The organism is Sphingobacterium sp. HMA12 (assembly GCF_002933815.1).
Lineage (GTDB): Bacteria > Bacteroidota > Bacteroidia > Sphingobacteriales > Sphingobacteriaceae > Sphingobacterium.
Genome location: NZ_BEYR01000002.1, coordinates 429,230 through 440,184, shown reverse-complemented (window position 1 = coordinate 440,184; position 10,955 = coordinate 429,230). Strand labels below are relative to the sequence as shown.

General features: G+C 41.6%; 9 protein-coding genes. 7 read left to right on the top strand and 2 right to left on the bottom strand.

All coding sequences use genetic code 11. The annotated features are described in order from the left end of the window. Positions 1 to 402: 402 nt before the first annotated feature. Both HMAT_RS15500 and HMAT_RS15495 read left to right on the top strand, forming a co-directional pair. The gene (locus HMAT_RS15500; RefSeq protein ID WP_104383754.1) at positions 403 to 891 is read left to right on the top strand and encodes an META domain-containing protein; all 489 of its coding nucleotides are present in this window, start codon (positions 403 to 405) and stop codon (positions 889 to 891) included. 267 nt (positions 892 to 1,158) lie between these two features. Beyond that, the gene (locus HMAT_RS15495) at positions 1,159 to 2,331 is read left to right on the top strand and encodes a PLP-dependent aspartate aminotransferase family protein (protein ID WP_104383753.1); all 1,173 of its coding nucleotides are present in this window, start codon (positions 1,159 to 1,161) and stop codon (positions 2,329 to 2,331) included. A gap of 74 nt (positions 2,332 to 2,405) precedes the next feature. Here HMAT_RS15495 and tpx read toward each other — a convergent pair whose 3' ends face one another. Next, a complete protein-coding gene (gene tpx / locus HMAT_RS15490) occupies positions 2,406 to 2,906 on the bottom strand; it encodes a thiol peroxidase (RefSeq protein WP_104383752.1) in 501 nt (166 codons plus the stop codon). Positions 2,907 to 3,053: 147 nt separating this feature from the next. Between tpx and HMAT_RS15485 the strand changes: the two genes are divergently transcribed. From HMAT_RS15485 to HMAT_RS15475, 3 genes are all read left to right on the top strand, one after another. After that, positions 3,054 to 4,274 (top strand): OmpP1/FadL family transporter, encoded by a 1,221-nt coding sequence (locus tag HMAT_RS15485; RefSeq protein ID WP_104383751.1) that lies wholly within the window; start codon positions 3,054 to 3,056, stop codon positions 4,272 to 4,274. Positions 4,275 to 4,280: 6 nt separating this feature from the next. Further along, entirely contained in the window at positions 4,281 to 5,627 is a 1,347-nt protein-coding gene (locus HMAT_RS15480; protein ID WP_104383750.1) for an SGNH/GDSL hydrolase family protein, read from the top strand. 255 nt (positions 5,628 to 5,882) lie between these two features. Beyond that, the gene (locus HMAT_RS15475; RefSeq protein WP_104383749.1) at positions 5,883 to 6,299 is read left to right on the top strand and encodes an OsmC family protein; all 417 of its coding nucleotides are present in this window, start codon (positions 5,883 to 5,885) and stop codon (positions 6,297 to 6,299) included. Positions 6,300 to 6,376: 77 nt separating this feature from the next. Here the strand turns inward: HMAT_RS15475 and HMAT_RS15470 are convergent, their stop codons facing one another. Further along, a complete protein-coding gene (locus HMAT_RS15470) occupies positions 6,377 to 8,749 on the bottom strand; it encodes an outer membrane beta-barrel family protein (protein ID WP_104383748.1) in 2,373 nt (790 codons plus the stop codon). 113 nt (positions 8,750 to 8,862) lie between these two features. On the opposite strand from HMAT_RS15470, the gene HMAT_RS15465 reads away from it, so the two are divergent. Together HMAT_RS15465 and HMAT_RS15460 are read left to right on the top strand one after the other, a co-directional pair. Continuing rightward, complete coding sequence (locus tag HMAT_RS15465; RefSeq protein WP_104383747.1) at positions 8,863 to 10,182, top strand: sensor histidine kinase KdpD; 1,320 nt, start codon at positions 8,863 to 8,865, stop codon at positions 10,180 to 10,182. Between the two features lie 11 nt (positions 10,183 to 10,193). After that, positions 10,194 to 10,871, top strand: a complete 678-nt coding sequence (locus HMAT_RS15460; RefSeq protein WP_104383746.1) for a response regulator transcription factor — start codon at positions 10,194 to 10,196, stop codon at positions 10,869 to 10,871. The last annotated feature ends 84 nt before the right edge of the window (positions 10,872 to 10,955 follow it).

The following is a 10,955-nucleotide window of genomic DNA, read 5'->3' as shown; positions in this document are numbered from 1 at the left end:
AGTACGCGAAAATTAGGTTGTAAAGTCCTAATATAAGAAGTTTTATAAAATTATCCATGTAACATTTGCGTACTCAAAATGGACAAAAAAACGCCCAAAAAGTATGCTGATGCAAAGAAATAGCCTTATTGAATCATATCAATCGATTGATATAAAACATTTCCTTAAAGAGTAAAATGGTCTCTTGCCATATTATCGCTGTACTTTTTTTAGTATGATTCCACCAAACCGAACTTATTTCACCATTGAAGTGCAAACAAAAAACACCGATCTGTTATTAATAGAGGATAAAGAAGTTAGCTGTACTACGGCAGGTTATTGCGTGCCATTGGGACAAGATTGGCATGATAATTATAAGTTCTAGGGCAGAAAAAGGAATGTTTATATTATTAAAAAATGATTATGAAAGTAAATTTAATGATTTTAGCAGTTGCGTTGGCGTTTTCAACAGTAGCATGCAACACAACAGGAAAAAAATCCGAAGCAACAGGAACTGGCGACACCGCAACTACGGTTCAAAAACCAAGTGTAGTGGACAATGCATCGCTGGAGGGAACATGGGAACTTAAGTCACTTACGACACCCGAAACAGCAGGAAAAGGACTTAAAGATCTTTTCAAAGACAAAGTTCCGACATTGACGTTCACAACCAAGGACCACAAAGTCGAAGGTAACAACGGTTGCAACGGCATCGGTGGTACTTACGAAAGTGAAAAAGGCAATTCCATTAAAATCGGTGATAAATTGGTATCTACCATGATGCACTGCGAAAATGCCGCTTATAACGAATTTATGAATGGTTTAAAATCCACAACAAATTTCGATGTCAGAGATAATGAATTAACCTTTATTTCTGGTGACATTGTCGTCATGCAATTTGTAAAGAAATAATACAATATCCACCAATATAGTTGGCACAGTAGCCAGCATTGGCCGGTATGATAATAAATAGAAAAAGAGCTCAGTTGTTAAAGAAAACTGAGCTCTTTTCTATATTATCTACTGGAGTGATCAAAACTCCTCTTTCTCATCGCTCAGCATGAAAAAGATAGACCATATTACAAGACAAGGAAATAGCCAGATTTTTTTTCGACAAAAAGAAGTTATTTAGCAGCGAAATATACCATATTAAAATTTCATCTCGTAACTTTACACATCATGAAAAAAGATCAATCTAAAATCATACGTGAACAGGTCGATCGTTCCGCACTTCGCGAACATTCGACTCCTTTATACCTCACATCAAGTTTTATCTTCGACAGTGCTGAACAAGGTCGGGCGGTCTTTGCTGGAGAAGAAGATGCAATGATTTATTCCCGCTATGCCAACCCAAATACTTCCGAATTTATCAACAAGGTCTGTATTATGGAAGGTGCCGAAGCAGGTTTATCCTTCGCATCGGGTATGGCGGCAGTATTTGCTTCCTTTGCTGCAATTATTGAAAGTGGAGATCATATCGTTTCTTCACGGGCAATATTCGGATCTACCCATCAGTTATTTACAGAGCTTTTTCCGCGCTGGGGTGTTACGACAACTTACGTAGATGCGGCTAATCCGGAGGAATGGGAAAAGGCCATACAGCCAAATACGAAAATTATATTTTTGGAGTCTCCGTCCAATCCAGGATTGGAATTGGTTGATCTGGAATGGTTAGGTAAATTCAAAGAAAAATACCCAAATATCATTCTTTCAATTGACAACTGTTTTGCGACGCCTTATCTTCAGAAACCGATTCAATACGGTTTTGACCTGGTTATCCATTCAGCGACCAAATATATGGACGGACAGGGACGTGTTTTGGGTGGTATTGTGGTCGGGAAACAGGAATTGATAGACAAATTGATGTTCTTTATCCGCCATACGGGTCCAGCACTATCACCTTTTAATGCCTGGATTATTTCCAAAAGTTTGGAGACCTTGGGTATCCGGATGGATCGCCATTGTTCAAATGCACTCGCGCTCGCCCAGGCATTAGAAAATCACCCCGAGATTGAGGATGTAAAATATCCTTTCCTACCAAGCCATCCGCAATATGAACTCGCCAAAAAGCAGATGAAAGCCGGTGGTGGTATAGTTACACTCGTTGTCAAAGGTGGTTTTGAGCGTGCGAAAGCTTTTGTTGACCAGCTGGAAATGATTTTATATACATCCAACTTAGGCGACTCGCGGTCAATTGCTACACATCCTGCGTCTACGACACATTCCAAATTATCAGAAGATGAGCGTTTAAACCTGGGTATACAACCGGGCAGTATCCGCTTGTCTGTTGGCTTGGAGGATCAAGAAGATATTATCAACGATATCTTACAGGCATTAGAGAAAACTAAATAATCGATAAATACAGCTTTAAATCAAAAAAGCCTTTGTGTAGTGCAAAGGCTTTTTTGATTATTCTCAAATCGTTCTTAACTCAACGAAGCAATTGCTGCAGCATAGTTCGGTTCGTCAGCAATTTCTGCTACCTGCTCTTCGTACAAAACTTTACCATTCTCGTCCAAGGTAATCACGACACGGCTCAATAGCCCTGCTAAAGGTCCATCAGCGATTGCCAATTGATAAGCATCAGAGAAATTTGAATCTTTATATTCGGATAATGTCACTACATTGCTCAAGCCTTCGGCTGCGCAAAAACGACCTTGTGCAAATGGTAAATCTTTCGATATACATAACACCACGGTATTGTCCAATTGAGATGCTTCTTTGTTAAAAGCACGTACCGACGCCGCACAGGTTCCTGTATCTACGCTCGGGAAAATATTTAACACAACTTTTTTCCCGTTGAAGTCTGCCAATGATTTATCAGAAAGATCTCCCGCAGTTAATTTAAAATCAGGTGCTTGCTCACCAACCTGTGGCAAATTGCCTTTTGTATTCACTGGATTGCCCTTAAAAGTGATTGTAGCCATAAAATATGATTGTTTAATTTTTAGTATCCTTGCTCTTAAAGGTACGAGCAAAAAAAATATTACACAACATTTATTAATATTAGCCAAACATTTATTATGTTAGCATTGTATTTTAAAGAGGAACGTTAACCAACAATAAACACTAGTATGAAGAAATTATTATTCTCAATACTTTGTGCATCACCATCACTGCTCTTTGCACAAGGGTCTCAAGTGAATACGCAGGGCGTACGTGCATTAGGCATGGCTGGTGCCGGATCTGCACTGTTCACAGACGAAACAAGTATATTCTATAATCCGGGAGGTCTGGCAAAAATGGACCATAATGCTGTTTCCGGAGGAATTTCCGCGGTAATGTATCGATCAGCCTTCAAAGAATCCGGAAGCAATCAGGTCTACAACACACGCTCTCAAGTTACACCTCCTTTTTCCGTTTTTGCAACATTCGGGCCCGACAATGCCCGTTGGAAGGCTGGACTGGGTGTGTATACACCCTACGGCGGAGCAGTGGACTGGGGAGACAGTTGGCCCGGAAAGTACGAGCTCAACCACCTCAAGTTGCGTGCGATCTATATCCAGCCAACCATCAGTTATAAACTGACGGATAACTTAAGCGTAGGTGCTGGTTTAGTTTACAACATTGGCATGGTCGATCTGGCGAGGTCACTACCCTTGTTTTTACCGGACGGATCTTCTGCAAATGCTAAATTAACAGGTACTGGTACTGGTATAGGTTACAACGTCGGTGCCCATTACAACTTTGACAACAACGTCGCGATCTCGTTATCTTACCGGTCAAAAGTAGTTACAAAGCTGAAAAAGGGCGATGCCGAATTTACGGTGCCTGACGCGGTTGCTGCCTCGTTTCCTGACACCAAATTCAGTGCAGAGCTTCCTTTACCGGCATCACTTAACCTAGGTCTTTCGGTGCCAGTAAGTGACAAAGTGGACATTGTTGCCGACGGAACTTTTATTCAATACAACATCTATAAAAAACTGGTCTTTGACTATGCAGACAATACCCCGCTACTGCAGGATACTGAACAGATAAAAAATTATAAAAATGCATTTTCAGGGAAAGTTGGGGTGAATTATAAAGCAAACGAAAAGTTGGCTGTACGAGCCGGGATGGGGTATGTAAAAACACCGGTTGACAAAGATCATGTTTATGCAGAGACTCCGGACAACGACCGTATCATGGGTGCGCTGGGATTGTCTTACGCAATCAACGACAAATTTAGCCTTCACGCAGCTTATGTTTTACAAAAATTGAAAGAGCGTACCGTAACTAGCCCCGTCACACAAATTGAGGGCGCTTACAAAACCAACATTCATGCCCCTTCAATTTCATTCACCTATAAATGGTAATAGATTATGAAAAGATTTCAAAAAAATATTAAGCTTTATATTGGTTTTGCGGCGCTGGCATTGGCTGCGTCCTGTAAACCATCTATCGACCTCGATACCAAAGGCGGAAACCCTGAAAATGTGGATTTCAGCAAATATATTGCTGTCGGTAACTCCCTGACTTCCGGTTATGCCAATAGTGGACTTAGTCTTAAGGGGCAGGAACAATCTTTTCCGAATATGCTCGCGCAAGAAATGAAAAAAGTAGGCGGCGGAGAATTTTTGCAGCCTTATTTTCCTGCGGAAAACTATAATGGCAGCGGATTTTTATATTTAAAAGCGCTGGTCAACGGTCAACCTGAATTAGGCACCGTAACCGACCACCTCGCTATCCGGGGGCAGACGCCGGACAAAAAGCCGCTTTATATCAAATACACCGGTCCGATCAATAATCTGGGCGTACCCGGTATGCGACTGGATTTGGCATTTGCTCCGCGTATGGGTGAACTAAATCCCTATTTTGAGCGACTGTTGCCAGACAATGAAACGGCAACCAAAACGTATGTAGATTTTGCAACGACCAAAGACCATACGTTCTTTTCCTTCTCATTAGGAAACAACGACGTGCTGGGTTATGCTACAAACGGTGCCGTGACCACGGATGCCACAAACACCTTAATTTCCGAGCAGACATTTGCAGGGCTTTATACCAGCTTTATCACTAAGTTGACCAGCAAAGAACAGAAAGGGGTTGTTGCCACCATCCCGGATGTGACGGCCGTACCTTATTTTACGACAGTAACCCGTCAAGCCTTACTGGCAGGGGTGAACGCCGCATTAAAGGCACAAGGAAAAGATCCTGTTAGTGATATTTATATCAAAACAAAAGCTGACCTTCCTCGGGCAGCAACGGATAAAGATATGTTTATTCTCCCATTTTCTTCAGCAGGTTTATTGGGTCGGCAAGATCTCAAAGACCCTGCAACGGGTGTTGTCAATCCATTTCCTTATGGTCTCCATCCGAGAAATCCTGTCGGCGACAATTTTGTCTTGGATGAGGCTGAGGCAAAAATGGTCCAAGATCGTATTGTTGCGCTCAACGCGATTATTAAACAGGTTGCTGACAGTAAAAAACTTGCAGTAGCGGACATTTATAGTTTCTTGAACAAAGTAAAATCAGGCTATCAGATTAACGGTATAGCCATCAGCAATAAATACATCACTGGTAATATATTCTCGTTGGATGGGGTTCACTTAACGCCTATGGGCTATGCCATTATGGCCAATGTTTTTGTTGACGCGATCAATGCAAAATATAGCACCAAATTAGGAAAAGTAAATGTCAGCCAGTATGGCGGTGTTGCCTTACCTTAGTGTTATACATGAACTAAAAAGAGCTAAAAAAGGTCATTTGAATTGAACATTCAGATGACCTTTTTTTGTGAAACAATGCGTATTTTTGTTTAGCAAAGTCATTCATCAACGTTCTAGAAATGTTTATGTTTGTTTAATGTTCATTCGCTTCAAAGGTTGCATTCGATAACTCTTTTATAAGAGGAGTTTGACAGCGGAAGCTGCTATGGAATGAATGCAAAAAAACAAGTGTTATACGCGTAAATAATTATTCTTATGAAAATCAAATTAAACCGTGTCAATCAAGCTGTGCATTTCGAAGCCAGCAGTGAATTATCTTCCGTCAAAGTGAACATCGATGGCTCTGAAGCAATTGGTGGTGAAGGAAAAGGTGTTCGCCCCATGGAGCTGGTATTGATGGCATTGGGTTCCTGTAGCGTTTTCGACCTACATAGTATCTTGGTCAAACAACGTCAGCAAATTGACGATATCCAGGTGGAAGTAGAAGGAAAGCGTCGCGAAGAGGTTCCACAGGTATTTACGGATATTCATATCAACTTTTTCCTTAAAGGGGACATCGACGAAGTCAAAGCAACAAAAGCTGCGGAATTAGCCGTGAAAAAATATTGTTCAGTACATGATATGCTTGCTGCGGGTGGTATTAATATCACATATTCGCTAAAAATAAACTAATATTTGTATAGTGCCTACGCTTACAGCTACAGATTTTAATTCTATCTGTGGATGTAAGCGTAGGCATTTTTTGTGGGCTAAAGTCTTTTTTGCTCTTCGGTCTTGGTCGGCTGGTTGCTGCTCTTGATTTTTTGATTTCCAAAGTGATAGCGCAGCGTTACATTGACCTTTCTTGTATCTTGGTAATCGTCAAAATAATTATCCTGATCGGCATACTTTGACGAGATTCTCATCTTTTCAGTCCTGAAAAGATCCATAAAAGCCAGATTGACTTCCAGTTTTTTGTTAAAAAATTTACGGTTGGTCGTCAAGTAAGTGCTGGAATAACCTGTAATCCGAAATGGCCCCTGAATAGTCGGCGAAGTAAAACTGTTTCCGAGTTCTACATTCCAGCCGGCATTTTTGTCCAGCACATAGCTTGAACTTATATTGCCATTGCCGATGTAAACGTCATTCTTGTGCAGTAGGGCATCAGATCCCATAAAATAATTCTCATTGTACATTCCTTCCAGCTGAAGATTTAATCCCCAGCGGGAGGTCAACTGAATACTCTTGCCCAGATCTATCCCCGCTCCCTGCCCTTTCTTAATGTTCGTATATTGAAAGATCAGCTGATGATTGACATTATCCTGCAAGGCGATTTCCATATTAGGCCATTTCTCAAACCGATAAAATAGATCCACATTCCAGCTGTTCTTTGTCCAGGTCAGGTTGAGGTTATGTACAATGGTAGCCCTTAAACGTGGGTCACCTTGAAAATAGGAGAACAGATTATAATAGGATTTCGCAGGATTGAGCCATGAGTAAGCGGGACGGCTGATGCGCTTACCATAGGAAAACCCAAATTGCTGCTGGTCTGACAATGCATATTGCATATAGAACGTAGGGAATAGCACAACATAATCCTTCTTGTTGATATCCTTGGGCTCTGAGACAATACCCTCCAGATCGGTATACTCACCTCTTAATCCTGCTTTCCAGCTCCATTTTTTCCAGCTATAATTCAACGATGTATATAAGGCCGCATTGCGTTCTTTGTAATCAAATAGACTGCTCTTTTCGGGCCGATGCTGCAATGTACCGGATTCATCGTCTGAAAATAGCAGGTCACTTGTTGTCTTTACAGCACTAAACTTTCCACCAAATTCTACTTCCAGTCCCTTTATTTTTCCTGTAACGTCAACTTGCGAGGAAAAAAGGCGATTTTTACTGACATTATTACTAATAAAACGTGTGCTCGACGGCTGTTCACCTTTAAAATGCAATGCTGTCAATACATCCTGATCATTGCTGGCATGGCTGGACGTAAAGTAAGACGACCAATTGATGCTCCATTTGGGGCTGAGTTTCTTCGTCACCTGTAGATAGAGGTTATTGGTCTTGTTGGAGCGTTCATGGTCATTTGTTGTAAAATAACTGGACTCTTGCACCCGATCTTTGTTATAGATTATCGTAGGCACTTCATAAACACCATAGGATCTCGGCCCATAATAACCGTTTAAGCCTGCATTGACCGACCATGTTGAGTCTGGCGTATAGTCCATCGAAAGCACATAGCTATTTTGGCTATTATTGGTATCGAAACGGTCCATTGTCCCTTCCCAAGAAGTTTGTTCCTTGGGATAATACACATAGTTTGTTTCATAACGAGCATAGGTACCGCGCCCAAAATTGTATGTCCCCCGTAGATTGAACTTTTCGCTTTTATAATACTGCGTCAGTCCAAACAACTGTTTCCAGGTCGTACTCTTTTCGGCCAGAGCTAGCAGGGTACCCCGATAACCATATAAGGTAGATTTGGACAGCTTGATGTTAATGACCGTGCTTCCATCCGCTTCATATTTTGCCGGTGGATTGGTAATCACCTCAATGGATTGTACATCGTTACCGGCTGTGTTCTCCAAATAAGTTTTCAGTTCGTCACCACTCAGCATCACCTTACGGTCATTCATGAGTACTACAATCTTTTTGCTGCCCCGGACGACGAGGTCCGAACCACTGGCCATCACCAAAGGTGTACGTTTAAGAATATCCCAGGTGTTGAGTGCGGAGAGATTACTATTTTGAACATTAAATTCCAGGCGGTCCAATTTACGGATCAATCGCGGTTGCCGGCCCACAACATTCACTTCTTCAAGTTCTTTTGCCTTAGGCAAAAGTGTCAATATCAGGGGGCTGTTTATGGTGTCGCTGTAAAAAAATATCTCCCGGGATCCAAAGGTCAAATGCGAGGCTTTAAGATAGTATTTGCTATGCTGCACCAATGACACTTCAAATTTTCCGGCACGATCTGTTTTCGTTTCGCTGAGCTGTTGATAGGTACTGTCCAACAAAACAATGGATGCGTCAGCTAGCGCCTCCTTATTACCATCCTGGATCTGTCCCCCGACCTGTTTAGTCTGTGCCGTCACGAACAATGGTGCTGCAAGCAAAAATAATAAGCATTTCATATTTCGGTATTTAATGTTCCAAAATTGTCCATTAACACAGCTAAATATGGTTAATGAAGAGTTAATGCTGCGTTAAGGTCTATAATCTTCGTTAGGAGCGGTTATATTTGTATATGGAATTGAAACCTAAAAATTATATCATCCTTTTCACCCTATTTTTTGCCATCCTCATTGGCATACAAGGTTATCAATTGTACAATACCTATCGGCTCAAACAACGTGAAGTATTCGCTGATGTCAAAAAGAACCTGGACAGATTAGAAGACTCCGATTCTATTTTTGACAACAACTTATTAAGCAAGGATATCGCCCGTGATTATTACATTAAACTGGTTAAAAAGGAGATCACGGCAGAAGGTTTAAAAAATTTATACAAAACACATGCGCAAAAAACGTCCCCGGAGCTAACAAAATATGTCGACAGTATATTCCGGCCACTGGGTATGCATGTGATCCTCCGGCAGGAAATATTGGGTATTTATTATAAGGATGTAGCAACCCCATTGGTTAATGGGCCCATCACCGTGTATACCACAAAGGGCACTTTTCACAACCCTGCGGAATTATCAAGCAGCAAATGGCTTACAGAGAAAACTGAAACAAACAAAGTTCAGGATAGCGTCCAGAGCAAAGAAATCTTATATGTTTTTTCCGTTCCGCGAAAGACGTCTTTTGAAGTGGTCAATCTGCGCTGGATTTTGTTCAGGGAGCTGACTTCACTATTACTGAGCACTTTATTGATTTTAGCGGCTTTCATCTGGTTGTTTTATCGAACAATCAATAATCTCAGAAAACAGGATAAACAGATCGCTGTCTTGCACGATGTGGTGGACAATATCTCGCACGAGCTAAAAACGCCTATCGCTACCCTTAAAATTGCAGCTAAAACACTCCGAAAATCTCCGGATGACACGATCATAGCGGTTATTGAACGCCAGGTTAGCCGCTTGGAACAGACACTGGATCCGCTGAATGAGCACCAAACGACGACGAGTTTAGCCCCCATAACTCCGGATGAACTAGCGAGTATTTTTAGTGATTTTCAGCTGTGCAATCCAACGGTCAAACTCATTGTGGCGCCAAGCTCCAACATGCAGATTTGCCTTAATCCTCTAGATGCAGCGACATTATTTTCAAACCTGATGAATAACGCGGCCAAATACGGTGCTACACAAGTGGATATCGGTTTTGAAGAGCAGAAAAACCAGCTATCCATTCAGGTCAAAGACAACGGACAGGGCATGGAAGAAAGCGAGTTACCCTATATTTTTGAAAAGTTTTACCGTATCCAAAAAAATAATATCCATGACACGAAGGGTTTAGGAATCGGTCTATTTTTGGTTAGGAGTATCGTCAAAAAATATGCGGGCGATATCAGCGTGATGAGTAAATTGCAGCAAGGAACAACTTTTGTGGTGCTATTGCCACGCTAATTTATCGGGTTATGAAGAATAAACTATTGTTGGTAGAAGATGATCCGGATTTCGGATTCATGCTGAAACAATACCTCGAGCTGTCGGACTTTCAGGTGGAATGGATTTTACAGCCGAATGATCTTATAGCAGACTTTCAGCAGCTTGTGGAATATGATTTAATTATTCTGGATGTGATGCTCCCCCAGGTGAGCGGATTTACGCTGGCCAAAGAGATCAATACACTTTTCCCATCACTTCCTTTTATCTTTTTAACGGCCAAAGAACAGAAGATCGATAAGTTGACCGGTTTAAAAATCGGTGCCGACGATTATATTACCAAACCCTGTGATCCCGAAGAACTGTTACTTCGTATACAGAATATACTAAAACGCAATCAAAAACATGTATCCGCAGGTTCCATTCCAATTGGTTCGTACCTATTTTTTCCCGACCAACTGTTGCTGAGTCATTCTTTGGAACAATATAGGCTCACCGAGCGGGAAGCACAATTACTTTTGTTCCTTTGCCAGCACAATGGTCAGCTCGTGACACGGGAAGATATCCTTGAAAAGGTATGGGGGAGCGCTGATTTTTTTACCGGCAGAAGCATGGACGTTTTTATCACCCGCATACGAAAATACCTAAGTCATGACCCGAATCTGAGCATCAGTTCGAATCGAGGCGTAGGATTTACCGTTCAATTTTGATGTGCAGGTTGGCTCAAAGCAAATCATCCCCACCGCTGCATAGCGCATTTTAGTTCGATATTATACGCTGAGGCATTCCATCGG